The 24,716-nt window shown below is 44.0% G+C and carries 26 protein-coding genes; 20 read left to right on the top strand and 6 right to left on the bottom strand.

Annotated elements, in window-relative coordinates; genetic code table 11:
• Positions 1-509 precede the first annotated feature (509 nt).
• Positions 510-1,532 carry an aldo/keto reductase gene (locus PPRES148_RS05265; protein WP_149453553.1) on the bottom strand — a complete coding sequence of 341 codons (1,023 nt, stop codon included), beginning with the start codon at positions 1,530-1,532 and terminating at the stop codon, positions 510-512.
• Between the two features lie 188 nt (positions 1,533-1,720).
• Here PPRES148_RS05265 and PPRES148_RS05260 point away from each other — a divergent pair, with 188 nt between their 5' ends.
• From PPRES148_RS05260 to PPRES148_RS05235, 6 genes are all read left to right on the top strand, one after another.
• A complete protein-coding gene (locus tag PPRES148_RS05260) occupies positions 1,721-3,100 on the top strand; it encodes an MFS transporter (protein WP_223127964.1) in 1,380 nt (459 codons plus the stop codon).
• A gap of 512 nt (positions 3,101-3,612) precedes the next feature.
• Positions 3,613-4,092 carry a SpoVA/SpoVAEb family sporulation membrane protein gene (locus PPRES148_RS05255; protein WP_246142906.1) on the top strand — a complete coding sequence of 160 codons (480 nt, stop codon included), beginning with the start codon at positions 3,613-3,615 and terminating at the stop codon, positions 4,090-4,092.
• 143 nt (positions 4,093-4,235) lie between these two features.
• Positions 4,236-4,415 carry a hypothetical protein gene (locus PPRES148_RS05250; RefSeq protein ID WP_149453551.1) on the top strand — a complete coding sequence of 60 codons (180 nt, stop codon included), beginning with the start codon at positions 4,236-4,238 and terminating at the stop codon, positions 4,413-4,415.
• 66 nt (positions 4,416-4,481) lie between these two features.
• Positions 4,482-4,676 carry a hypothetical protein gene (locus PPRES148_RS05245; RefSeq protein ID WP_149453550.1) on the top strand — a complete coding sequence of 65 codons (195 nt, stop codon included), beginning with the start codon at positions 4,482-4,484 and terminating at the stop codon, positions 4,674-4,676.
• Between the two features lie 460 nt (positions 4,677-5,136).
• Positions 5,137-5,940 carry a septum site-determining protein MinD gene (gene minD, locus PPRES148_RS05240; RefSeq protein WP_149453549.1) on the top strand — a complete coding sequence of 268 codons (804 nt, stop codon included), beginning with the start codon at positions 5,137-5,139 and terminating at the stop codon, positions 5,938-5,940.
• Between the two features lie 68 nt (positions 5,941-6,008).
• Positions 6,009-6,539 (top strand): hypothetical protein, encoded by a 531-nt coding sequence (locus PPRES148_RS05235; protein WP_149453548.1) that lies wholly within the window; start codon positions 6,009-6,011, stop codon positions 6,537-6,539.
• A 183-nt stretch (positions 6,540-6,722) separates the two neighbouring features.
• Here PPRES148_RS05235 and PPRES148_RS05230 read toward each other — a convergent pair whose 3' ends face one another.
• Together PPRES148_RS05230 and PPRES148_RS05225 are read right to left on the bottom strand one after the other, a co-directional pair.
• Complete coding sequence (locus PPRES148_RS05230) at positions 6,723-7,757, bottom strand: zinc-dependent metalloprotease family protein (RefSeq protein ID WP_149453547.1); 1,035 nt, start codon at positions 7,755-7,757, stop codon at positions 6,723-6,725.
• A gap of 486 nt (positions 7,758-8,243) precedes the next feature.
• Positions 8,244-9,692 (bottom strand): hypothetical protein, encoded by a 1,449-nt coding sequence (locus PPRES148_RS05225; protein WP_149453546.1) that lies wholly within the window; start codon positions 9,690-9,692, stop codon positions 8,244-8,246.
• An 897-nt stretch (positions 9,693-10,589) separates the two neighbouring features.
• Here PPRES148_RS05225 and PPRES148_RS11165 point away from each other — a divergent pair.
• Both PPRES148_RS11165 and PPRES148_RS05220 read left to right on the top strand, forming a co-directional pair.
• Entirely contained in the window at positions 10,590-10,742 is a 153-nt protein-coding gene (locus PPRES148_RS11165; protein ID WP_187820643.1) for a hypothetical protein, read from the top strand.
• Between the two features lie 354 nt (positions 10,743-11,096).
• Positions 11,097-11,294 carry a hypothetical protein gene (locus tag PPRES148_RS05220; protein ID WP_149452698.1) on the top strand — a complete coding sequence of 66 codons (198 nt, stop codon included), beginning with the start codon at positions 11,097-11,099 and terminating at the stop codon, positions 11,292-11,294.
• Here the strand turns inward: PPRES148_RS05220 and PPRES148_RS05215 are convergent.
• Together PPRES148_RS05215 and PPRES148_RS05210 are read right to left on the bottom strand one after the other, a co-directional pair.
• Complete coding sequence (locus PPRES148_RS05215; protein ID WP_149452699.1) at positions 11,291-13,366, bottom strand: IS256 family transposase; 2,076 nt, start codon at positions 13,364-13,366, stop codon at positions 11,291-11,293. The genes PPRES148_RS05220 and PPRES148_RS05215 overlap by 4 nt on opposite strands.
• Positions 13,367-13,941: 575 nt before the next feature.
• Entirely contained in the window at positions 13,942-15,039 is a 1,098-nt protein-coding gene (locus tag PPRES148_RS05210; RefSeq protein WP_149453545.1) for a transposase, read from the bottom strand.
• Positions 15,040-15,487: 448 nt separating this feature from the next.
• On the opposite strand from PPRES148_RS05210, the gene PPRES148_RS12900 reads away from it, so the two are divergent.
• From PPRES148_RS12900 to PPRES148_RS05180, 6 genes are all read left to right on the top strand, one after another.
• Complete coding sequence (locus PPRES148_RS12900) at positions 15,488-15,610, top strand: hypothetical protein (RefSeq protein ID WP_281289929.1); 123 nt, start codon at positions 15,488-15,490, stop codon at positions 15,608-15,610.
• Between the two features lie 274 nt (positions 15,611-15,884).
• Positions 15,885-16,109 (top strand): hypothetical protein, encoded by a 225-nt coding sequence (locus tag PPRES148_RS05205; protein ID WP_149453544.1) that lies wholly within the window; start codon positions 15,885-15,887, stop codon positions 16,107-16,109.
• 122 nt (positions 16,110-16,231) lie between these two features.
• Entirely contained in the window at positions 16,232-16,639 is a 408-nt protein-coding gene (locus PPRES148_RS05200; protein WP_149453543.1) for a hypothetical protein, read from the top strand.
• A 672-nt stretch (positions 16,640-17,311) separates the two neighbouring features.
• Positions 17,312-17,494, top strand: a complete 183-nt coding sequence (locus PPRES148_RS05195) for a hypothetical protein (RefSeq protein ID WP_149453542.1) — start codon at positions 17,312-17,314, stop codon at positions 17,492-17,494.
• A gap of 700 nt (positions 17,495-18,194) precedes the next feature.
• Entirely contained in the window at positions 18,195-18,410 is a 216-nt protein-coding gene (locus PPRES148_RS05185) for a hypothetical protein (protein ID WP_149452654.1), read from the top strand.
• A 14-nt stretch (positions 18,411-18,424) separates the two neighbouring features.
• A complete protein-coding gene (locus tag PPRES148_RS05180) occupies positions 18,425-19,141 on the top strand; it encodes a hypothetical protein (protein WP_149452653.1) in 717 nt (238 codons plus the stop codon).
• Positions 19,142-19,466: 325 nt separating this feature from the next.
• On the opposite strand, the gene PPRES148_RS11160 is transcribed toward PPRES148_RS05180, so the two are convergent.
• Complete coding sequence (locus PPRES148_RS11160) at positions 19,467-19,637, bottom strand: hypothetical protein (protein ID WP_187820243.1); 171 nt, start codon at positions 19,635-19,637, stop codon at positions 19,467-19,469.
• Positions 19,638-20,298: 661 nt separating this feature from the next.
• On the opposite strand from PPRES148_RS11160, the gene PPRES148_RS05175 reads away from it, so the two are divergent.
• The 6 genes from PPRES148_RS05175 to PPRES148_RS05150 all read left to right on the top strand — a co-directional run bounded on the left by PPRES148_RS05175 (position 20,299) and on the right by PPRES148_RS05150 (position 24,695).
• A complete protein-coding gene (locus tag PPRES148_RS05175) occupies positions 20,299-20,598 on the top strand; it encodes a transposase (protein ID WP_149452652.1) in 300 nt (99 codons plus the stop codon).
• Complete coding sequence (locus PPRES148_RS05170; protein WP_187820242.1) at positions 20,595-21,200, top strand: helix-turn-helix domain-containing protein; 606 nt, start codon at positions 20,595-20,597, stop codon at positions 21,198-21,200. The genes PPRES148_RS05175 and PPRES148_RS05170 overlap by 4 nt, the downstream gene beginning before the upstream one ends.
• A complete protein-coding gene (locus PPRES148_RS13300) occupies positions 21,128-21,331 on the top strand; it encodes a helix-turn-helix domain-containing protein (RefSeq protein ID WP_149454154.1) in 204 nt (67 codons plus the stop codon). Before PPRES148_RS05170 ends, PPRES148_RS13300 begins: the two co-directional genes overlap by 73 nt.
• Positions 21,332-21,367: 36 nt before the next feature.
• Positions 21,368-21,868 (top strand): integrase core domain-containing protein, encoded by a 501-nt coding sequence (locus tag PPRES148_RS05160; RefSeq protein WP_149452650.1) that lies wholly within the window; start codon positions 21,368-21,370, stop codon positions 21,866-21,868.
• A 2,095-nt stretch (positions 21,869-23,963) separates the two neighbouring features.
• Positions 23,964-24,275, top strand: a complete 312-nt coding sequence (locus PPRES148_RS05155; protein WP_149453541.1) for an alpha-helical endospore appendage domain-containing protein — start codon at positions 23,964-23,966, stop codon at positions 24,273-24,275.
• A gap of 54 nt (positions 24,276-24,329) precedes the next feature.
• The gene (locus PPRES148_RS05150) at positions 24,330-24,695 is read left to right on the top strand and encodes an alpha-helical endospore appendage domain-containing protein (protein ID WP_149453540.1); all 366 of its coding nucleotides are present in this window, start codon (positions 24,330-24,332) and stop codon (positions 24,693-24,695) included.
• Positions 24,696-24,716: the final 21 nt, after the last annotated feature.

The raw sequence follows: 24,716 nt of genomic DNA, 5'->3' as shown, positions 1-24,716 counted from the left end.
TTTTCTATTTTTCTCTGTTTCGTAGTTATTCGGTATTGTGTTACAATACTGGGAAGCCATCGGTCCTCTAGTTTCCTTATATTTTTTGTCTACAGTAAGGAAGATAATACAACAAGGACGGATGGATTTTCTATTATCCCTTTATTTCACACATAATCAACTGGGGGGTTCCAAAGGAGCAAAATCCTATGGGACCATAGGGGTCACATAATGCGGAGTAGTACGTGTAGTTCTGTAAGAGGGTTGGCTGAGACGCCAGACCTACCCGACAGGTAGTAATACTTATAGATGTAGGTGGGAGGGGTTTGTTCGCATCTCTCAGCTGTTTGCATCCCCCAGTTATGGAAGTCCCCGTGGTAGAAGTGGAGTGAAAGGGATTGGAGGGTTCATTGGATTCTAGCAGCATTGGATTGAAAACCGGACCGATGCAGCACACAGCGGAGGTAGGTACTGGGAACGTGGATGGCATCGAACTTGGTACCCAAATAGGGCAGGATCCTATGGGCAAGTCAATGGGGGGTTCGCTGGGGGGGACCCTTTACCTCGGTATTGGGGGAAGAGGGCGATACCCATTTTTGTATGATCGATTCCAGTGCTTTTCTTTCTTCCCCCGACAGTGACCATTCTAGAGCACCCTGCAGTGCGGATAGTTGTTTGGGGCGATGAATTCCCCAGAGGGCAATGGCGACACCAGGCTCATCAAGTACATAGCGCACGGCCAGCTGGGGCAGGGTTTTATCGCGTTGCTCCGCCCAGTCTGCCAGATCACGGCATGCTTTTCGATAGGTAGGGAGTAGTTGATCTCGGAACCAGGGTTGCCAACTACGGAAGAGGGGTGTGGTAGAAATTTTTTGGGTAGGATCATATGCTAGTAGTCCTTGGGCTAGTGTGCCATAGGCAATGATGGGTATGTTCATGTTTCGGCTGGTGGTCATTATGGTAGTTCGTAGACTCGTATCCAGTAGGCTAAAGGGGAGTTCATGACTATGGATGCGAATCCATTGGCTGAATTCCCGTAGTATGGAGGGGGAACTATTACAAATTCCGATATGTCGGAGAACCCCTTCCTCTTGTAACCCGCGCAGGGTAGTGGCCGTTTCTTCTACTGGGGTGGCTGCATCGGGCCAATGCAGTTGGTATATATCAATAGTATCCGTTTTCAAACGTCGTAGGCTTCCCTCGATATCCTGTAGTAATGCGGTTCGTGATGCATTGCGGATGGGTCGATTTGTGTGACGATCGCGACGCAGGCCTCCTTTGGTGATGATAGTAACCTCGTTGCGCAGACCACTTGATGATAATACCTCCCCGCATAATACTTCTGCCTTTCCCATCCCATAAAAGGCAGCGGTATCCCAGATTCGTATTCCCATTTCCAAGGATTGTTCCAGAATGGAATGTGCCACCTTTTCTTCCATGGGTCCGCAAAGATCCCCTCCTAGGGACATGGTACCCAAACCGATGCGGGGTGCATTTTTATCAGCAAAAGGGATTACATCTCGTTTTTGTGGGTTCATAAGTAGATCCTTCATCCTTCCTTTGAATGGTATTGGTGAGCATCACGGCCATTGTACCATACTCGTTGATTACCTATGACGTTCACGCGTGTTTTTTGAGTGGTAGTTTGTCCTTGAATGTAGGCCAAGTTTCCTTCTTCTGGGATTTTTAAGAATGTCATTTTCCCCCCTTTTCTTTCATTTTGAAAACTATGGTACAATGGATGGGTATTACAAAAAAATTATATGAATTTTTCTTGCTCCTTCGTGGGGATCATAGGGGCAGGCGGGAACGTTGGAGGGATGGAGAAATCGGTATAGGTCAAAGGACCTCCTATAGTGAATGGCATCGCAATATGTACATTCTGATGGTCTCGTTGGGCCTCGTTTATGTATCCATGATGATGGTGATGCCTTTTCTCCCCGTGTACCTACAGGAAATAGGTGTTGACAACCTGGGCCATCTGCCGGTTTGGCTGGGTGTCATCAACGGTGCGCCTTTTTTGACTACATGCCTAGTATCGCCACTCTGGGGGAGGCTTTCCGACCGGTGGGGTCGTAAAGTAATGATCATTCGTTCGGGTCTTGGCATGGCAATATCCACTGCTCTTATGTCACTGGCCCGTTCGCCGTGGGAGCTTCTTCTGTTTCGTTTGGCGGACGGACTCTTTTCAGGTTTCATGCCTGCATCCGTTGCCCTCATGGCTGTATCCGCACCGTCGGGGAGGACCCAGTATGCGTTGGGGATGTTGCAGACAGGTCTTGTGATAGGGGTGACAGCGGGTCCCCTCCTTGGCGGATGGTTATCCGGCATTGTGGGTCATCGGGCTACCTTTCGGATTGTCGCGGTTGCCCTGTTGATGGTCACATTGGTTGTCGTGTTTGCTGTGCGGGAAACGAGGGGGGGGTATTCAACCGACGAGAAGCAACAATATGACAGGGAGGGAATTTTTTCCCAAAGTTTGCGTTTTTTTCGCCATCGGGCATTGAGAAATCTTCTGTTCATCTCGTTCCTTATACCTATAGCCCTATATGGATCCATGTCCTTTGTGACTATTTTTGTGAAACAGCATGTGGCCTCCCCCGCGGAAACAGTATCCTGGACCGGTATCATTCTATCCACAGCGGCACTTGCCGCAGGGATTGCTTCTCCTATTGCGGGTAGGTTTGGGGATCGATGGGGGTCCCACAAGGTTCTCTCCGTTGGTTTGGCGGGTGCAACTGTTTTTTTGCTTTTGCACGCGATGGCCACTGGGGTTGTATTCCTGTGGATGCTGCGTATTCCATTGGGTCTCTTCATGGCAGGTATTCAACCCTCTTTGGGTGCTCTGCTGGCCAGGGTTTCACCCCAACGTGAGTTCGGCGCCATCTATGGGGTTCAATCGTCCGCTACCTCATTGGGGCAGGGATTGGGTCCTGTTTTGTTGGGTCTGCTCGCGGGCTTGATTGGGGGTGTGGGGGGCATACAGAGTGTTTTCATTGCTTCAGGGTTGATGGCTCTTTTCACGCTGATTTTTTTCCATTTTTGCGTCCCCAAGACGGTGTTTACGGGAGAAAAGGGAGAGGGAATTGTTTTCAAATTAAAAAGATTCCCACCTTCTTGATGGATTCGACCTGTGGACTAGGGGGGTGACCTGGCGGGGACTTGTAAGTTATACCCCGAGGGAAGGTGGTTTGGAGAATCGTAACCTGCATATGGAAGTCCTGGGACCTCCAACTACTTGTAGATAATTTTATGTATAAAATCTTTTCGATTAAGATATTTGGAAAATAGAAAGTGAATAGGATAGAAAGTGAATAGGAACGAAGCAGTAATCGATTCTTTTCGTGTTATTTTATTCAATAACGTAAAATATTTTTATTTTGTACCAACAAAGGAGGAGAGGGATTCCGGGTATAGGGTGGTTAGGGTACGTTCCCTCCTCTTTGGGGGATTGAGGGATATAGTTTGTTTTGTGTGACATCGTGTTTATGTGATATCACGACAGATTCCTTTCGTAGGTGAATGGGTAGGGGGATGAATTGAAAATATCTATAGGATCGTGGTTCGTGACATGGGAGTAGTTTTTATGTTTTTCTCTATTTTATGTATCCTATGAGGAAGGATGGATTCTCTATGTCTTTTCCATTGATACCCCATACTTCTGATAGGGAAAGGAAATTTAAAGATTATAAAAGTATGGTTGAAAAATTCGTTCCCAAGGAGAAGGTGGTCATCCGTATTCTCCGCGCCTTTTTTGTCGGGGGGGGTGTCGCACTACTATCGCATGGGGTAACCCAGTTCAGTGTGTTTTTGGGTTTTTCCACGGGGATGGCCCGTAATATTGCTCTATTATTTCTCATAGGTTTGAGTTGTTTACTTACCGGTTTGGGGAAATTCGATGATTTCTCCCAATGGGCGGGAGCTGGGTTGGCGGTTCCCATCACTGGATTTGCTAACTCTGTTGCCTCGTCCGCACTTGAGCATCGCACGGAAGGGTGGGTTCTTGGAGTAGCCGGCAACATGTTTCGCCTGGCGGGAGCTATTGTTGTTTTTGGTGTGGTGGCTGCTTGCACCATTGGGATCATTCACTGGGTTCTATGGCAGATTTACTAAAAATGAACCTCCTGGGGGGTTCCCTGGGGGGTGGATGTTCTCTTCCCCTATGGGTAAATGTTCATCGTTGTTTCCGCACAATCATTGTGGTTTATGGTAGAATGGTGGGGAGTTGTTTTGGGTTAGGGGGGTAGGTGTCATTTGTGACCTCCGATCCTGCTCTACGTTATAGGGTGACTGATGGTATATGGAAGAGAGTGGTTTCCATTGGGGCTTTTGTCCGGGTGGCATACACCTTGCATTTCCCCATAACGGTTCAGTTGTTCTCCCATACTATTGCGTGGGTTTGTTTCAGGTTGTATGCTCCTTTTGCTACGGTATAAAAGTGGCGGGTTTCATTCGCATGTTTCTTCGTACCCGAGGCAAAATCATGTCATACGGGATGGGTTATGTGTTGTTTTTCCCCGTGCCGGATGGCTTGGGAATCTACCTCTAGGTCTTTCTGTCTACTTGTTCTTACTGTTCTACGCGTGGTAGCTACGGTAGGCGGGGGAGTGTGTTGTTGTTTTTTTGATTGCGTACTTTTGTTGATTTTGATGGTCCGTTTTTTTCCGCGTTCCTATGGGGTTTTCATTACGGCATGATGACGGGGCATGGGTTCCCCGTTTGATGTTTGGATTCCCCTGTCTGTCACAATTCATATGATTTTCCATTCTTGGGTTGATGGTTTCCTGTGGAGTTGTTATGATCGTGTTCCCCCTAGAGATCTGCCTTTTGTCTTACCTAGGGGGTTCAATTTTATAATATATAAAGTTTTATTACTTAATAAATTTATGTTTTCTGTTTTTTTCCTAATTTTTATAGGTTCGTTGTGTATCCGTTTGGGTTGCGTAGTTCTTGTAGTAGGACGGAGTAACGAACCCCTCTGTATAGGGATTTCGTAAGGGTAAGAGAAGGATGTTCTGAAGTAGGAGGAAGGTTACTTTTCTAAAGACTGGCTACCAACGGGATGGACCCTGTAGGTGGATCATGAGGTTGTCCCCCCGTGTAGGCGGCGGGGGGAGGGGGGTAAGGCTCACGAGGGATGAAGGGGGGATCTGATGGATGCATAGGTCTACTGTCGTTATCACTATAACCAGTGGCAAGGGTGGCGTTGGGAAATCGACCACGGTTGCTTCCCTCGGGATCGGTTTGGCCCGGCTCGGGTATAGGGTATGTATGATTGATACAGATATCGGTCTGAGGAAATTGGATTTGATGCTAGGTCTGGAAAATCGGATTGTATATGATCTCATTGATGCAGTTGAGGGTTCCTGTCGTTTGCGTCAGGCCCTGGTTTGTCACAAGACCTATCCAAAGCTAGCTCTTCTTCCTGCTGCACAAACTCGTTACAAGGAGGAGATTGAACCCCAGCAAATGAAGGAGCTTGTGGGTGCATTACGTGGATCCTTTGATTATATACTGATTGACTCACCTGCAGGTATTGAAGGGGGATTTCGCAATGCCATTTCTCCCGCTGATCGTTCTATTTTGGTGGTCAATCCGGAGATTCCCTCGGTACGCGATGCGGATCGTGTGGTTGGGTTGCTTGAGTCGACGGGGATTTATGAAACCGATTTGATCGTCAACCGGGTTCAACCACGTATGGTGCGTGGTGGCGATATGTTGAGTGTAGATCGGGTGCGGGATCATTTGGCTATTCCTTTGCTGGGGATTGTTCCGGAGGATGCGCGTATGATTCGATCATCCAATACGGGGGAACCGGCAATTCTGGATCGTCGTTCGTTGGCTGGGAAGGCTTTTTCTAATATTGCTAGGCGATTGCGTGGCGATGATATACCCATTGTAGAACTGGATATGTCGGATAATTTCATCTCCCGAATCAAGCGATTGTTCCATATTGCGTGAATCATGGTATCTCCTTACATGGAGCAGTGTATGATGAGGTTTAGCAACAGAAGGGGGACTTACTGGCTATGTATGTCTATTTGCAGCAGGCCTGGGATCGATTTCGATCCCATAAGCCCACAGCAGTTTGCGCGGACGATCGGCTCTCCCTTGTGTTAGGTTGCCAACGATTGGAGACGAGAGGGCAGCGGTTGCGTGACTTTCGCGGGCGGCTCAGACAATTGTGTGATGATTTTGATTACGATATAGGGGGTCAAATTGAGGTCGTTCCACGGTCTGGGGCACGTAATAAAGTAACGGTCCTTACAGTGCATATTCCCGTTCGTTCCTGCCAGCATGATATTGCGGAGCATGTAAGATTGCAAGATCCTTCCTCTTCCGTGCTGGATGCGGGGATCCAAGCGATTCCACTGGTTCCCTTGGGGGATGAGAGTGGGGAGGATGATAAGGGGATCGAAGGGGGTATCAGTGCCTCCTCCCCCGATCCCCTATCGAAGTCGGAGGGTGTCCCTAAGGGGTTGGTGGATGAAGGGGTTGTTGTGAAAGACATCATCCACACGAGGTCCGTGTCTGATATGATTCGTGGGCAAGGGGATTGATCGGGGATGGGGGATTTTTGACTGTTTGGGAAATCAATCGATAGGGGGAAAATTGGGTCGTATCTGTCGTGCTGTCGTGGTTCTGGGGATTAGCGTGAGCAAATGGGTAAAGAGGGATCTCCCATAGGGAAAGCATGCAAAATCTTTTTACCTCGGGGATCCCATAAATGTGTTCTGAATATATTATTGTATTTTATCGGGGTGGACCCCAGGGTTGCTTTTGAGGTTGGAAGCCTTTTTTTCTTCAGGGCTTCCGTTGGACCAGTTTATTTTTTTATGAAGCCAAATTTGCACCGCGGATCTCACTTGCTGTTTTTGATCTTCAGACAATTGTAGATTTTCATTGTTGTTCAAATCCGGATTTTCTCCCCTATCAAAAATGAGAGGTTCCATCAAATTTTTGCCCTCTCTCTTGTGTTCCAAACCAAAGTCGTGACCCATTTCGTGAAGCACGGTCCAGATACTTTCGAGATCCATGTCCCCGTTCTTTTCTGAGGGGTGATCTGCATAAAGGGAGGTGACCGAAGGCAGGGGTAGGTCCGGGTGTTTTAGGACCCAAAAGTTGGAAAATGCTATTGGCCCTGTGTTCTTTTTTCGATCGGTAAAACCTATTTTTATATGCGCGGGTGAGGGGGAACTATGAGGCGCACTCCTGACTTTATTATTTGCATCTACGTCCATATTTCCTATGTCTTGATCTAGGACTTGGGGGGTGTCGATCTCCAATTCAACCCCCACTCTGCGGTAGTATTCCTTTGCGGCATTCATATATTTATTTATATCCTCTTCCCATCCTGCATGGTTGCGGTAGGAGGGATCGGCGTAGGGAACAACATGGACAGATTGCGAGTTGGATGTTGTTGGATTACGGTTTTGTAGGTCTCTTTTATCCCTGCTACCCTCTCTCCCTTCTAAAACGGTCTTACTGGGATTGGATTCTGTGGACTTTCCTTTTTCATGTTCTCCGTTCCTAAGGGTATTTTCCTTCATGTTCCCATTGATAGATGGACTCTCCCCGGAATTTATAGTATTGGGTAGAACTTTTTTGGGATCTCTATTATTGGATAGGTCTTCTTTAGGATCCTTAAAGGTGGGCTCATTAGGGTTATTTACTGTCTCCCCCTTGTTTTCCTGTGCCATTATTGGGGGGAGGGCTGCTATGAAAAACAAAAGGTTTGCGGTTAAGGCAATAATAAAGTGTTGTCGTTTGCAATTCATAGTAAAGAACCCCCTCTTGTCTCATCTGTTTTTATCTCCATAGGCTTATGAAATAATAAATTTATTTTCAATTACGAAATTTCTTAATTGAACACACTCAATTTACTAAATAAGGGTCTCCATCGCATGTATTTAGTAAATAGGATTTCATTGATGATAAGGGAATCGAAGGGGGTATCAGTGCTTCCTCCTCCGATCCCCTATCGAAGTCGGAGGGTGTCCCTAAGGGGTTGGTGGATGAAGGGGTTGTTGTGAAAGACATCATCCACACAAGGTCCGTGTCTGATATGATTCGTGGGCAAGGGGATTGATCGGGGATGGGGGATTTTTGACTGTTTGGGAAATCAATCGATAGGGGGAAAATTGGGTCGTATCTGTCGTGGTTCTGGGGATTAGCGTGAGCAAATGGGTAAAGAGGGATCTCCCATAGGGAAAGCATGCAAAATCTTTTTACCTCGGGGATCCCATAAATGTGTTCTGAATATATTATTGTATTTTATCGGGGTGGACCCCAGGGTTGCTTTTGAGGTTGGAAGCCTTTTTTTCTTCAGGGCTTCCGTTGGACCAGTTTATTTTTTTATGAAGCCAAATTTGCACCGCGGATCTCACTTGCTGTTTTTGATCTTCAGACAATTGTAGATTTTCATTGTTGTTCAAATCCGGATTTTTTTCCTCATCAACAATGGTAGATTCCATCAAATTTTTGCCCCCTTCCTTGTGATCCAAACCAAAGTCGTGACCCATTTCGTGAAGCACGGTCCAGATACTTCTGAGATCCATGTCCCCGTTCTTTTCTGAGGGGTGATCTGCATGAAGGGAAGTGACCGAAGGCAGGGGTATATCCGGGTGCTTTTTGACCCAATAGTTGGAAGTTCCTAATGTCCGTATCTTTTCTCTATCGGTAAAACCTATTTTTATATATGCGGGTGAGGGGGAACTATGAGGCGCATTTTTGACCTTATTATTTGCATCTACGTCCATATTTCCTATGTCTTGATCTAGGACTTGGGGGGTGTCGATCTCCAATTCAACCCCCACTCTGCGGTAGTATTCCTTTGCGGCATTCATATATTTATTTATATCCTCTTTCCATCCTGCATGGTTGTGGTAGGAGGAATCGGCGTAGGGAACAACATGGACAGATTGCGAGTTGGATGTTGTTGGATTATGGTTTTGTAGGTCTCTTTTATCCCTGCTACCCTCTCTCCCTTCTAAAACGGTCTTACTGGGATTGGATTCTGTGGACTTTCCTTTTTCATGTTCTCCGTTTCTAAGGGTATTTTCCTTCATGTTCCCATTGATAGATGGACTCCCCCCGGAATTTATAGTATTGGGTGGAACTTTTTTGGGATCTCTATTATTGGATAGGTCTTCTTTAGGATCCTTATTATTGGGTGGGTCTTTTTTGGGATCCTTATTATTTAATGAGTCCTCTTTAGGATCCTTATTACTGGGTGGGTCTTTTTTGGGATCTTTATTATTGAGTGAGTTCTCTTTAGGATCCTTAGGGGTGATCTCATTGGCATTTTTCTCCCCCGAAAGTGTTTTCCAGCTCTTACCATCGTTATCAAATTTCAATATCTCGGGTTTTTGATCTCCCTTTCGGAATCGGAAAACATAACGTATTTCCCCTTTTTGAACCTGAATGTCATCGTAGAGGCCACTCTTATGCCGGTAAGGATAGATGGTAAAACCGCTCGTGTCCCCCCCTGTTTCCTTCTTGAGTTCTTCCTCTACACGTCCTTTGTAGGACGATTCCAATGACTTATCGAGAACCCACTCCCCTGTACTTTGTGTTGTAGGGTTGTCCTCACCTACAGAGTTATTTACTGTCTCTCCTTTGCTTCCCTGTGCCATTACTGGGGGGAGGGCTGCTATGAAAAACGAAAGGTTTGCGGTTAAGGCAATAATAAAGTGTTGTCGTTTGTAATTCATAGTAAAGAACCCCCTCTTGTCTCATCTGTTTTTACCTCCATAGGCTTATGAAATAATAAATTTATTTTTAATTATGAAATTTCTTAATTGAACACACTTAATTTACTAAATAAGGGTCTCCATCGCATGTATTTAGTAAATAGGATTTCATTACGGAAAATATAACAATTTGGGGCATGCCAAGACGATCGGCCAGTATTATTCCATACCCCTGACTCCTTTTGCTTTGCTGTTCATATTCATAAAAAATATTATTATTATTTATAATATCATATCTGTTTTCATATTATCAATAAATATTTTTAAATTTTTTTTTGTATTTTTTTCATTTCTATATTATCTATATTATCTAATATTATGTTTTTTATTAAATTGTTTGTTCTTCACCAGTATTCCAGCTCAATAGACGATCCCGAAACTCTGTGCACTGCCTAAATTTCACTCCCCCTGGATCTATGCATGTACTATATGGGACCGTGCAATTTCTTGTGGGGAATGCCCTATCTATGAATCTAGTCTCACCTTTTCGTAAAGCAATTGAGTAACATAGTTCCTGTTTTTGTATCCACGGGGGATTTATCTTATTTCATATGAATTTTTATAAATTTTTACTAGATCCTTGCGCGGAAGACGAACATTGTGTTGTAGTAAGATCCATCCTGTTTATGGTACGTACAAAAACAACAAAAAATCCGTAATGTTGTCAACATTACGGATAAGATGGAACAAGGTTCCATTACCATGGACAAAGCGATCTGATCAACAAATAGGGCACGATCGCACGATCTGCAGTGAAAAAGAATGAAGCGTTATTATGTAAAAAGGGGATGACTCATGCCCCCTATCTCTGATAGAATATTGATCACCCAAAGACAATAAACCCAGAGGAGGGAAAACATGAGCATCCACACCCATAATACAACATTATCAGGAAAAATCAATATCCAAAAAGAAGAGTTATGGATAGAGGGGTGCGAACAGCCCCCTCCTATTTACGTCTATAAGTATTACTACCCAAAAAAAATGTTTATTGATATCGATATTGTGTAATAATATTTATAGAAATAAAATATACATATAGTTTATTAAGATGAACATAACAATCTAAAATCAAGGTACCTTCTTGGTACAACCGTCAATGTAATTGGAAATTGCTGCTCATTGGAATTATCCGGGACCGTGCAGTTTCTTGTGGGGAATGCCCTATCTATGAATCTAGTCTCACCTTTTCGTAAAGCAATTGAGTGACATAATAACATTTTGTTATGACACTGTTCCTGTTTTGGTATCCCAGGGGTATTTATCTTATATTTATAAGGTGTTTCCTTTAATCACGAATTTATTGTAAATTCAGAAAATGACGGGCTGGACAGACCGTTGCGAGATTTAGGGGTATAATGGATATTGAGATGGGCGGCGGATACCCAGTCTGATGCTGGAAGGATTGTACCACATAGGTTACCCCCAGAACTAGGCGGTGGGATTCTTGAGAAGGAATATGGTACCTCCGTTCCGTGGAAGAACTCGTCGGATGGAGGGAGTTTCCCGGGGAAAAACCGTCGTGGCGCCTTAGACGGATTTTCCCCGAAAGGTGCTAGCTAGAAATCAAGGGTATGGACATCGTCCATACAACCCTGCCCTTGTTCCGTGTATAAGAGGGGATGAAAGTCATAAGCCGTGGTGGGGAGAGGTTCTCCGTTCGAAATTTCGGACTCGTAGTCAGCAGGGATCGAAAGAAGATCCTCGACAGGCAATGGGTTGGGGTTTTCTTTTTGTTTCCCCACCCAATAGAAAGCGGTAAGCATCAATTCCTTCATCGCTACCTCAAGACCAACGAATCCACCTTTTTTGCTATTCGTTCTCTCACGAAACAAAGCATTCAGCGATTCCGTGTAGTTCGTGGACAGTATATAGGGCAGAAGTATGGGGTTTTGGGTTATGGATGCCGCTTGTAAGCTCAGGGAGATTTTTTTAGGACTGAGCCTTTCCCATGCTTCGCACGTCGCCTTATTTCCAAACCGATACTTCCCTGCACACTCAGACCACCGTTCTAGTGCCTGTCTCATATCCCCAGACCGTAAGACGTAAGAAGCGTCCTTAGCCATTTCCTTCTTCATACTTTTAGGAGCTGCATTCATGATGTTACGAATCGCGTGAACGTAACATCGTTGGTGAACCGTATGGTGAGGAAAATGCTTGCGTACAACTAAGGGAAAAGCCCTATGCCCATCTGTGGTAACGATACGTATATCGTTGACATTCAGGCCCCGTTCCTTTAGTTTCCCTATATGCTGATCATAGGATTCCACATTCTCATCAGGCGAGGGGGTGATCCCTATTATATCCCGCCTCCCCTCCGCCGTGATACCCGTGCTGACTGCGATCGCCTTCGAAACATAACGACCCTCCTCCCGAATGGGAACAAAGAGGGTATCCATACCTATGGCTGTATATACTGTCGTGCTCAGATCCCTTTCGAAATATTGTATAGCATCGTTGTAATAAGGTTGCAACCACTGCGAAAGCGTTTCCGGGGGCGTCCGAAGGTTGAATCCTTCCTCCAATAGTTTACTAATTTTTCGCAAGGAGAGGCCCGGAAGATAAAGACGATAAACGAAATCTTTGAGGGTATTCTTTGCACTCTGATAACGTGGTAACGAGTACGGTGAAAATTCCCATCTTGTCCTAGGAACCTCTAGATCTAGTTCCCCAAACAGTGTGCTATATCCGCGATGATAGACCCCATTCCCCTCATCCTGGGGATATTTCAGACAATGGAGGGTTCGATCTACACGCATGCGTAAGTTACATAGGTCCTCGACAACGGGTTTCCAATTCTTTGGGTCGGTTAGAGGGTCTATCTCTGGGATCCATGCGTTTTTTAACAATCCAATCAGCGCCCGCACCAAAATACTACCACCGTCGTGATGGAACATGAGGCTAGTAATATCGTCCAGGGGAAGGGAATCCTTCGTCTTTTCCTTGTGGTTCGATGGACAACACAATAATAGCAGTTTCTCAATCAGATGCCTAGATTCCTCCCACTCCTTGGGACCCCATGAGGTAATTCCCTCCTTGAGATCATCGAAAAAACGTTGAGCACGTAAGAATCGATCCCGAGTTTTTGGATCGTGCAATTGATGATATCCATCCCCTTCGGATCGTGCATTCCCCGGACCTTTATCTTTTCCGTCACGCAAAGTTATGGATGGAGAATCCTCGATCAGTGGGTTGGGTTCCGTTTCTTGGGGGGCAGGGGACGGATTCGTACTATGTAATTTCCCAATCTCACCGGCTACCGCAGACCATTTTGTGTCCTTATTCCCTGCTTCCATTGCCGTTGCCTTGTTGGCTAGGGCCAGCTTCTCGTTTGCCATTGCCATTGTCTCGTTGGCTAGGGCCAGCTTCTCGTTTGCCATTGCCATTGTCTCGTTGGCTAGGGCCAGCTTCTCGTTTGCTATTGCCATTATGGTCCTATCGGTTAGAATCAGTTTCTCATCTATTAAGACATTATGGCTATGACAGAAGGGACACGTACTTTTCAGTGTTTTTCCACAATACGGGGAGTCAATGGATCGGTCGCCTATCTTCATCGAATTTCTAGCTATCCATGACTCTTCTTTTTGGATATTGATTTTTCCTGATAATGTTGTATTATGGGTGTGGATGCTCATGTTTTCCCTCCTCTGAGTTTATTGTTTGTTGATGATCAATATTCTATCAGAGGTAGGGGGCATGAGTCATCCCCTTTTTACATAATAACGCTTCATTCTTTTTCACTGCAGATCGTGCGATCGTGCCCTATTTGTTGATCAGATCGCTTTGTCCATGGTAATGGTAATGGAACCTTGTTCCATCTTATCCGTAATGTTGTCAACATTACGGATTTTTTGTTGTTTTTGTACGTACCATAAACAGGATGGATCTTACTACAACACAATGTTCGTCTTCCGCGCAAGGACCTAGTAAAAATTTTATAAAAATTCATATGAAATAAGATAAATACTCCTGGGATACCAAAACAGGAACAGTGTCATAACAAAATGTTATTATGTCACTCAATTGCTTTACGAAAAGGTGAGACTAGATTCATAGATAGGGCATTCCCCACAAGAAACTGCACGGTCCCAATTATCCAGTTCATCCCAGGGTTTTTCTTCCTTATTATGTAAAATATTACCATCATAGTGCGTACCGGGATGTTCTGATAGTTTTTTGAAAATTTTAAATTATTAGATCGGTGCCCCCTTCAGGAAATCTGCTGGTAAAAACGTCTACCCGGGGACTTTCTTATGTTTATGTTATTCTTTTTCTGAATCATACTATCAAAACATATAGTCATCATATATGAGACAATTAGCATGAATGCCTTATTATATGACGTTTGTCTATGTTTATCTAGCCCCATTGTATGCTTTAGTATTGTGAAACAATGCTCTCCTGATGAACGTTTTTTCATTAACTCCTTACATCCCTTTGTTTGTAGTCGATAAAAATTCTCCTTTCGCAGTGGACTGGTGATGGAGTTCTGTGTTTTGGCTCTTCTCTTATTATATCCAGCCAGTAATTTCAAACCGTGTTGTTTACATAATTCGAACAGATCATGTACGTCGTAAGCACTGTCTGCTACTAGGCCCCTACATCCTAAGGTTGATATCTCGGGGATCAGTAAACAGGACGCTTCAACCTCGCCTAAATTTGCGGGGCCCATGGCCAATACCAACGGTATTCTGCCGTCCATGGTTGCCACCCCGGTTACTCCTATTCCCCTGTGAAAGCCCTTATAGTTCCGAAGGGTGGCCGTATCTTTCGCCCGTCTGCTTGTCGACACAATCACTTGATCCAAGAAAAGATATTTTTCCTTTATTTCCGACAATATAACCTTCTGATCTTCTTCACTAAGAAGTTCTAATAGGTTAAAAATTATTGTTTCTCCGTTTTTTGCAATACATTTTTTAATGTTTTTATCATATAATGATCGACTAAACCCTTTCGTAATCCCTATAATATCTCTTATCATTTTATTTCCATTTATAATATTTATTAATTCCCTTTCACTTTGTAAATTCCAAATAGCCATAACGAAACAGCACAATATCGACACATGGTGATCGATCACACGGGTACGGCTTGACTTCTCCTCATTCGGGAAACCGTAGACCGTGGTAGCTAATGTCTGCAGCATAAGCAGTCGGCTTTTTTCTTCTGCCCCTATGCCCTCATGATCTTCCCAAGGCTGTTCTGAAAGATTGGGTTTCTTTTTCCTCACCTGTTCTCTTCTCTTTTTTCTTTCTAATTTCCCATGAAGATCTGGAAAATTACTTATATCGTCTATGGGATAGGACATCTATATCTACTCCCTTATTTTCATAGATATATTTTTTCAAATTATAACAAAAGAGTAATCGTATGTATAGGGTAATAAGTAAAAATTTATTATATTACATATATTTTACAATAATGGACACAGCGATCCGCTCGGGGAGATACCTCAAGAGGGATTTTTTGCATTTTCCATAACTGAAAATTAGTACTATTTAGTTTCATGGGAAAAAGGCCCCCAATTCGTTTACGCCAACTGTGGGGCCGGAGAGAGCAACATTCTTGACATATAAATTCATATTGCATATATAAAGAAACAATCAATATGAATAAAAATAGAATGATATAATAAAATACTATATAAACTTTATTTAAATAAAAATGTATATCCCTTTCGTTAGCCACCCTCAAAATGCAATGTTACACGGGACTCCTTTCAGCACTTCACCACCTTCCAAAAGTCAATAGTAGGTATGACATCCACCTGCCGTAGAATGGATAGCACGCTAATCAACAGCAACATAAGGAAATTGACCCGTAATGACGTGATCTATCTGGTGGCAAAAATGTGGTTTGTATCTCGGCTGAACTCCTGATTCCCCTCCCCGGCGGAGTGGGGGGTTTTTCTGGAGAAGGGGTGCCAAACTAACAGACATCGATAGTCGGCAATCATTGGGCTATCAGCCTCCCCTTCCCCCAAAAAAGGAGCAACCAGCAAGGGATCATAGGACTGCCAGAGCTAATTGGGGTTTGCTTGGCTGTAAGGGAACAGGTCTCCCACTATGACAACATCAGATCAACCAAGGAGTATGCATTGCTGGAAAGGGTGATCTGGGAACAAACTGAGGAGGTGAACAAGGAAATCTCAGGATGCTCTCCAAGGTGCGTTCTGGTAGTCTACAAAGCCCTTATGATCCTGATGCTCAGTACAGGAAGAAGAACAAACAGGAATGTTGGGGATATTCCGGACAAATCGTAGAGGATCGTGATGGAGAGAAGGGAGTAAGCCTAATTTCCTTCTTTGATATGAAAGGTTTCCCTTCATCCAGATACGGCCTTTGCGAAGGAGTACATAGAAACATGGGTTCCCCATGATGGAATGCGGTTGTGTGCCGATGGGGGGTACTACAGCCATGAGATAAGCGAACTTGCCCAATCAAAGGGTATTTCGCTATGCTTCACCAATATGACGGGCCGAAGGGAGAACCCCCGATAAATTGAGGGCAAGCACGTTTGTGCGAGACAAAAGAACAAAGGAAATTACACGGTGCGTGGCAAACAAGAACCCGAGAACAGCCAGTACAAACCAGGGAGAAAACCAGGAGCGGGACCAGTGTGGCTTATTTCAACGGGGAGGATTGCAAGAAGTGCCCCTTTGCGGATCAGTGCATTGGCAAACTCAACAAAACAGGGGAAGAACCATAAGATTAACCGACCGAACGTACTCGGCGGCGGAGCAAAGAGATCAATTGGAGGAGACAAAAATAGGGAAGCAGGGAACAGTCGTGCGGCCATTGAGGGCGTTTTGCTCCGCACTAAAAAATGCTTACGGAGCTCGCCGACTTAAGGTGCGTGGTGAACGAAGAGCTAGGTTGACAATGTTCGCAAAGTGTTGTAGCGTATAACACATCTCAAGTCTCCGAATATATAGTAAATTTATAAGAATAAGAAGGAGAGAAGTCATATCGTGATGAGCATATCTAATAATTTAAAAAATTCATAAAATAATCGGAACTATAGGCCGGTCTATTTGCGTGCCAAGTGTGCGGAATAGGGCATTCATTTCCGCGCTCATGGGTTCAAAACCGAGTTTCCATGGTTATAGTAGAAATCCAACCATAATCGTTACGTTTCACACATATCCAGTCCAAAACATTCATACTATTCAATTTTTTATTTACATTACAAATTATCCATACATATTATACAGAAGTAATTCATTAACTAATAGCAATCATATATATCATTTTGAAATATAATTAATATCGGAAAAAACCAAATCAACTGACTTTTAATTCCAGCACCAGCACCAGAACTAAATTTCCCGAGGTCCCCTTTTTCGGACGAAGTGAAAATCATGAAAATAGAGAAATTAGGAACTACAAAATTAGATATAAAATGAGTTATATCCTAGAGTCCATTGCCAACCGTTCATTCCCGGGAATCAGGTATTCCTGTGAGGATTCGGGAAACCTGGGACCCCCACCACCAACTCATCCTTACAATCCAGGATTAGGAAAAAACCACCCAAGGATATTTCAGGTCCGAAGTTTGGCCAAGAGTCAATTTGCCGAGCAATGTGCCGCCAAACCTCTGAAGAGGGGGGGGGAAGGGTCCTGCGCACCACGGATCAGTCCTACTCAACGGCGGAACAACGAGACAAAATGGAGCAACCGGGGTACAAAGAGAAGGGGAATCGTCGCGCAGCTGTGGAGGGGGTTTGTTCTTCTATGAAGAATCGTTTCAGGCCGCCAAAATAGAAGGTGCGTGGTAAGATGAGGGTGGCACGGGCCATGATGGCAAAAGGATCTGCTTATAATTTATCCCAGGCCGTTCGTTATCTTCAAAAGGAGATCAGGAAGAGAAGGATAAGATCAACCATAACTACATAGAGTTTAATATATAATACTATTTAAATAAAAAATAAAATTCGACTTTATGTCGGGTTTCTTTGGTGTGCGCAAAAGGGGCGAGATAGGAACCGGTTCTTATGATCCCACGGTGATTTCGGTGGTTCAAAAAAAAATAACCGATCGTACAAAATTTTCAGGTGCAATCCCCCAGAAAGGGGTATTTTTCCACCCCCAAGCACTTACGCCGGAAATACTCAAACAGACTATTTCTATACTCATTAACAATATAAACATTTCTATAACATATCATTTAACATAAAAAAATATTCTAATAAGTTTTATATCTTTTTTCGCGGTAGCACCTTAATTAGGAAAAAACTGCCCAAGGATATTCCGAGTCCGAAGTTTGGCCAAGAGACGCGGTTTGTAACCTGCTACCTATCAGCCGGTTACGAAGGGCCGAGCAACCTTCATCTCTTGAACGACTTCTTGACACACACCCTATACCGCAGAATAAGAAAAATGAAAATACATAATTATTTGCATGGCCGGTAACCATAGGGTACAATTTTCACCATACCCTCTGAAGAAGGAGGATGATCGGGTAATGAGGGACTCCCCCATACTTTGGTTTCCACCACAAAGGAAAAACGTAGCCGTAGGTACCCTGATAAGATTTTTTATACTAGCTTTTTCGTTCCAAACCATGATGCTGTTTCACTCCTACCTCTACGGTACGGACCTAGTATCCATCCGTCTGTTTCTACCTGATGGGAATCCTTGGCATGTTGTGGAACTTAGTCTTTTTTTTTCCTATTTGTGACTGTTTTTAGAGTCTTGGCTATATTCGACACATTCCATGATTACTTTCTCTATGTAACGGATCGTGTTTTTTGGTTGCATCACTATCGACAGCAGTGCTCCCGAATGGTCCAACAAAAGGGTGTACCCAAATGGAGTTGGTATGTCTTACGTTGGTTAGGACTGGGTTGGTTTTTGCTGACAATGGCCGTATTTTTGTGGATATGGGAATCTTCCTTAGTGTTGACGTTGGGGGTTGCGGGGTGGGTTACCATTCTCAAATGGCAAATCCATTGCGAAAACCGTTGGTGCGGAAAAGAAAGCCAGAATAAAACAGATCCACGTTTTGTAAATATAAGTCTATTTCTGTTCCTCTGTTACCCTTTGCCCTTGCATTTATATCAAATATTGTTTGAATATTTCGATATTAGTAATGAAGACTTCAGTCCCACCTTATACTCCTTTCTTTGTCTGATTTATATACAACTAATCTTCCCCGTTTGGTTTCACTTGCTCTTGGGCAAGCGGGCTATTTTTACAGAATATGGTATAAAGAGTCGTTATCATAAAAACAATAAAGGGGATCCATCTATGTTCCTCGGGGGGCTGATCTACTACGATGATTTTGGTGGAATGTTGGAGTCCATAAGACATCCTAAGTTTAAAATAAAGAAAATTATGGTCAGGACATTTATCACAATTTCCATTATCATAATTTCCTTTCTGTTTATTCTTGTATTAATATTTAAGTAAATAATAAAATTTAAAATATTTTATGAAAATATATTTTAAATAAAAACTGTAGATATCGAGTGGCAGCATCCGGACGGGTGTGTGCATCTTTCGGAGGGGATTTTTAGTCCCGCTTTTTTGCCTCCTTGGGTTACCTTTTGGCAGCATCCCGTTGGGGGTGTGAATTTCTGAACAAGGTTTTTGGGGGAGGATTTCCCCCCATTTGAGGTGCTTCCTCCATGGACTACTATATAAAATAAATTTACTATATTAAAATATAAAACGTGTCGAGTAGGTCTGGCATCTCAGCCAACCCTCTCACAGAACCACACGTAATACTCTCGCATTATGCGGCTCTTATTGCCCCATCTTTGCTTCTAATACGTGCCAGTGGGCGAAACAGGTCCCCGTACTTTCCTCGTATATACTGGATCCGCCTTCGAGCCTTTCGCCTGCTACCGAGCTTCTTGTACTTCTTTCTGTCGAGTAGACCCGGCATTTCAGCCGAGTCCCTCACAGAACTGGACGTGATACTCTCGCATCATCCAGCTCTTCCCATTCCATCCCAATCTTCAGACCCTTTGGGTCCTACTTCAATTATGGGGATGTTGCTCCGAGGTTCCAGTGATCTCCTCCAGTGGATTTCCACTAAAGTTGTCGTTTGATCTCCTCCAGCGGATCTCCCGCTAAAGTTCTCATCTAACTGTCCTCCGCAGGATGAGTCAGTCCCTTCGCTCCACTTCCATTACAGAAGCTTCCACACTACTATGAGCTGATCCGACTTCGTGCACGGGGAACCTCAGTTGTCCTCGGTCTTTCCATCTGGCGGCAGCCAGACGCCGTACGACGATCTCTCAAGTTCCGATCAAGAGCCTAAATCGGGTTCATCCGCCTATACACCGCATGCCACCAGGGGGCAGTAGATAGGTCATCCCCCACGGTTCATCCCGACGTTAGGACCCCACATCGGTTTTGACATGAACTAGCCTTTTTGATGCGTCTTCGAACGGTTCGCTTTCGCTGATCTCCCCGATTCCCACCTGACAGGGTCATGCCCTGCCTTTTCCTAGATCGCTCACAACCAGGGCACTTTACCCCAGCTATCTATTAGGCCCCCTGGTATAATAGGTCCAGGTGGGTATAATGGGAGCTGGTCCCCGTAAGGGGTGAACACGGAAATGGCACGGAGAAAATTTTCGTTAGAATTCAAGCAGAGGGCAATTGAACAGGTCAGGGGTGGGCAACATGTTGTCCAGGTATCTAGACAGCACGATCTTGCTGTTAGCACGATTAACCGTTGGATAAAGGAGGACAGGGAGGGTGTATTAGCCAGCTCATTCTCCTCCTCAAAAGGTCATCGTACGATGGATTCTTCGTCCCTCCGGTCTCTGCAGAAGGAGATTGATGATTTAAAGAGACTCCTGGGCAGTAAAGAATTGGAAATTAGTCGATGGAGGGAGAGAATGGGAGGGAAATGAAGAAAAAACGCTATGATATGAAACTAAAGAAGAAAATAGTTGAGGAAGCTCTACGTAGCGATAACATGTCTGAGATTGCTCGCAGACACGGACTCGCCCCTAGAACCGTTCGGGGTTGGGTAAAGCAGTACGAGGTGAAGGGGGATCTCTGGAAAAAAACCAGGGATAGTGCAAAAAGGGTTTCCGCGAACGAACAAGATGTTTCATATAAAACAATTATGAAATTGAGGGAGAAAATTTGCCAATTGGAGAAAGAGATGAAAAAACAAAAAGAGGGGGATCAACTTAGGATTGCGATCTTAGAGGACCTTATAAAAAAGCTGGATCTCTGCCCCCAGGATCGGATTGAGGTGGCAGAGTGCTGGATGAGACAGGGGTATTCTCAAAACAGGACCTTAGATATTGTCCATATATCGAAGTCCGTTTATCAAAAATATAGGAGGAATAAGAAAACGATTCTGAAAAACGATGGGCAAAAAATAGTTCGTATGCATCATAAAAGAGAAAAGAAGAAAGGAAACATCCCTGGATATGCCTTGGATGGGCAGGGGAAAAAAATAAGTTTGATGCCTATGGTTATCGAAAACTCGCATACAAACTGAGAAAAAAGGAGGATATTATTGTCAATCACAATAAGATGTATCGCCTCTGTAAGGAGGAGGGACTTCTCCGTTATCGGGGAGGAGGCGTCGTTCCTCCCCGCCTGCCCACAGAGCCTATGAACGACACATAACGGCCCCTAACCAGCTCTGGGAGATGGACATCCAGCATGAGCGGACTTCCCAATGGTACTCCAGTTTTCGTTCTGAGCATCCTCGATGTTTTTGATAGGGTTGTTGTCTTCTCTGACAGCTACCTATCCTGTAAATCAAGGGATGTAGTGAAGGCAGTTCAAACGGCCCTGGATCAATATGCTGAAAATGGAGAGGATAAGCCCGTACTACGGACAGACAATGGTTCGCAATTCATTAGTCATGAATTCTATGGTTTCGTTGGGGCGGAAGAAATCCATCATGAACGAATACCTAATAAATCACCCAATCATAATGCGCATATTGAATCCTACCATAGTATTGTAAAAAGTGATCTCTATGACAGGTTTGAGTTTCGCAATTTTGAGGAATTCCATAAGGAACATGTTGCGTTCGTAAGGCATGACAACGAGGAGTACTGTCATGGAAGCTTGGGGTATTTGACACCACACGAATACAGGAAAATCATAAAGGACCCCCGAAACCAGGGTCTAATCAGGGCTGTTAAGGTTATATAAATTTCTCACTCCAATTGCATAATCTACCCTAATAAGATCGAATTTTGATAAATATAATAATACATTTTTTTGATAAATATAATAATACATTTTTTATTATATTTTATAATGTTAGTATACGGTGTCTTTAATTGCGTTTAAAAATCCCGATTTCAGGCCAATTTCATCTATTTTTTATAATTTACCTACTTAATTTTAGGTAATAAATGTTAATGAGATTTGTTTTATTATTTACGATTTGTTTTTTACAACAGATAACAAATGGGGTCATTGGTTTCGATCAAAAATTAGTGGTTGAATGATAATCCATAAATACAAGTCTGTTTCGTTCCGAAATAGGCTGCTTTTCCCAGCGGGGCCGAGGGATGTCCGTTAGGGCATCCCAGGTGAAGGCCCCCCCGGGCTTACCTAGCACCTACCCTTTGGATCGCTTTTTTCGGTTTTGGGTGTATCGAAAAGTTGGCTCGGGATGCACTATAAATTACATTTTGCCTACGGTTTCGGGGGGCAATTTCCTACTTTGGATTACTTTCAGAAAACCGGACCTGATGAGAACGAATGGAGCTAGAGTCGGGGGTTATATGAAGCAATATCATAAAAATGGTTTATAAATTCGGGAATCATTACGAAGAAAATGGGGCATCGGCTTGCTTTGTGTCGCACAAGACGGATGGTAGGGCTATTTTGCCATGGTGGGTTGAAAATAGGGGGTTGACCCGCTATTTGCAGCCATCCCCGGGGGGATGCGGAAGTCCGATCCTGAGGAGATAAGGAACATCCTGGTAGATGATAGGATGAATTTTATGGGGAGAGAGGTTTTTATGATGTGGGATCACCTACGAGGCGCGCGGTAAAGGGGTTGACTGAGGAGGATTTTTTGGGATTACGGAATTGACCCAGCATGGAATGGCTCTTGGCCAAACTTCGGACCTAGAATATCCTTGGGCTTTTTTTTCCTAATTCTGGATTGTAAGGATGAATTAGGTGGGTGTCCCAGGTTTCCCGAATTCTCGCAGGAACACCTAATTCCCAGAGATGGACGGTTGGCAATGGATTCTAGGATATAACTCATTTTATCTGATTTTGTGGTTTCTCATTTCTCTATTTTCACGATGTTCACTTCGTCCGAAAAAGGGGGCCTTGGGAAATTTAGTTCTGTTTTCATATCGACAACCCCTTATTCCCCGATAGGGGGTGAGTTGCCCATGATTATAACACATAAAACTTTAAATTTTATAAAAATAATGTATATGTCCTACTGTGTTCCCGCAAGAATACCTTGGAATACAGTGAGAGAGAATCCAAATCTAGGCAGACATAAACACAGAAACTTACCACGATACATTCGATCTATCGAACCATGGTTCAACCCCCACCCCTGAGACTGAACCCCCAGGTCCGAAGTTTGGCCAAGGTCCCATGGAATAAAGGGGGTGGCGATTTTCAGATAGGTAGAGGATATGTTATAAAATAGAGCAAAATATAGTATGATCCGTTGTAAATACATAGGAGGGGCGAATAGCCTCCCCCATTGGCTAGTTCATCACGTCTACGTCCTCTTGGCATTGAAAATTTCTTTGGTTTGTATCGCATAGGATTATATACCCAATCGCTTTGACCGCTTGCCTTGCCGATATTCCTATTTTTTTAAATATTTTTAAAAGATCCAAAGGATCGTTCTTTATACACCCGCTCCCCTAATTATAAAAAATTATATAAAAAAACATTTTAGATTAGGCTCCTTTGATCCATTGGATATCTGTGGGGGGATCATTGATATGGTGTTGTGATGGACATTTCGTGGAGTTGATTGGGTAAGTCAACCCGAATGTTCGTTTTACCCTTCGTACTTGTGGTTCCCATAATGCGTTTGTGGGTGTATAGGGAAATTTCGTCGAGATGGTTTCCAGGAATAGGGCATCATTGTAGGGATAGGCGGAAAGGACTCGGTCTCTTTTTTAGTACAGACATGAATAGATACACCATACATAGAATGGGAATTATCGTTGTGCACTCGTGATGCAGTCCCGTGTTCGGGTGGAAACCGGGCAAGGGCGTGTATTACAGGTAGCTGAGAAAGGTGAGGTGAAGTTTTTTGTCTCAAGCGAGTATCCCCAATATTACCCCGGTGATCAGTATTACACCAGGGCAAAGTATTTCCTTAATGCTCTCCTCTGTGGCTATGGAGGAATTGGCTTTGGCACATGTCATCAACGCGGAGGCAGAGAAAATTCAATTTGTGGTGGGGACCCTGCCTGGCGTTTCCTCTCCCCCTGTGACAGTTTCTGGTTTGATCAAGATTAACGATATTGTCAATCGTACTTTGCAGGATGTTATCAAGACGGAGATGTTGTTACAGTTCAAGTTGGAAAACATTATTGGTATCCTCGGAAGCGGCAGAATCTAATTTTTGTTGGTGCCGGAGTAATAGGTATCCATTCCTTAAGGAGAGGTGAAGTTTGTGTCCCAAGCAAATATTCCGAATATTACGCCTATTATAAGCATTACTGCAGGACAGAGTGTAGCCCTGATGTTGTCCTCCATAGCTCTTGAGGAACTAGCTCTGGCGCATATCATCAACGCGGAGGCCGAAAAAATCCAGTATGTTGTGGGAACGTTGGAGGGCGGTGGCCCGTGTCCCGTTAACGTCAGCATTGATGATTTGATCAATGTCAATTGTCTGGTTTCGCGGACCCTCCAATCGGCTATCAAACAACAGATTCTACTGCAATTTAAGCTGGAGAACATTGTAGATTTGATCAATATCCTCCCATGCCCACCACCACCACCACCACCACCCCCTCCCGTACCTGTCTGCTGTTCGTAGCGGGGTGGTGGTGGATTGTTT

It is taken from the genome of Pasteuria penetrans (assembly GCF_900538055.1).
Lineage (GTDB): Bacteria > Bacillota > Bacilli > Thermoactinomycetales > Thermoactinomycetaceae > Pasteuria > Pasteuria penetrans.
Note: the sequence above shows the minus strand (reverse complement) of the source record. Positions and strands in the feature narration are given on the sequence as shown.